This window comes from Vibrio sp. D173a (assembly GCF_030248475.1).
In genome coordinates, this window is the sequence record NZ_JAHGAH010000827.1 from 1 (window position 1) to 1,109 (window position 1,109).

General features: G+C 45.1%; 1 protein-coding gene. It reads right to left on the reverse strand.

Annotation, left to right across the window (positions count from 1 at the left end; all coding sequences use genetic code 11):
• Positions 1–167: 167 nt before the first annotated feature.
• Positions 168–1,109: EAL domain-containing protein (locus KIV40_RS29595; protein WP_285352828.1), on the reverse strand; the 942-nt coding region annotated here is incomplete at its 5' end.

Sequence of the window (1,109 nt, forward strand, 5' to 3'; positions counted from 1 at the left end):
AAAATGGCCAAGACATGCATCGAACTTGTCTTGGCCATTTTTATTCGCTCAATTTTTGTGAGACCAATTAGTGGCAATTCAATTGGTGGTAGCTAGTTCAATTGACGACAGCTCATTCATTTAGCGACCACTAAATCAATTGGTACCGCTCACTCATTTGATAACCATTAAGCAAACCGAGTTTTCAGCTCTTCAATCAACGGCCTTGGTTTCGCAATGCCAAAGCCCTGTGCGTAGACCACGTTCAGGTCACTCAATATCTCGGCATGTTGCTCCGACTCCACAAATTCCGCCACCGTGATAAGCCCCATGTTTTGTGCAATTTGGCTAATGTTCGCAACGATCGCCCGATCGTTTTGGTTGTGGTGAATTTGCTCAACAAAAGAGCCATCGATTTTCAGAATATCGAGAGGAATACGGCGCAGATAATCAAATGAAGCATAACCAGTTCCGAAGTCATCAAGGGCTATCTTACAACCCACATCTTGAAGCTGATTGATATTCTTGAGCACGTTTGATTCGTTCGCGAGTGGCATACTCTCAGTGATCTCAAAACAGACCTTGTCTAACGGGATATTAAAATCTTGAGCCTTCTCAACAATACTGTTTGCCAGTTCTGGCTGAGTTAACGCTTGTGCCGTCAAGTTAATACAGCAGCGATCAATCATCTGCCAGTCGGAAACATGGCGATTGAGCACCTTGAAGGTATTGCGAATCACCCATTTATCAAGCTCCAACTCTAGGCCGAATTCATTAATTAGTGGGAAGAACTGAGCGGGTGAGAGTACCTCGCCCCCTTCTCTTGGTAAGCGTAATAGGACTTCGAACGACAATGCACCTTGTTGGCTGTGTTGCAGGTTTCGATACGCCTGACAATAGAGCTCAAATGCATCGTTATCAAACGCCTGTTGCACCTGACTCAATTGCCCCAGTGACGATAGCGGGTTGCGTACGAGTTTTACTTCAGCGACAGCATCAAATGCGTCATGCTCACTCGTTCTTGAGCACAGTTGTGATACCAATGCCTCAAACTCAACCTCAGGCGCAATACTTGTATATCGTACCTGTGGATCTAACACCTTGATCGAACGGTTATTCCAATCAAAAGA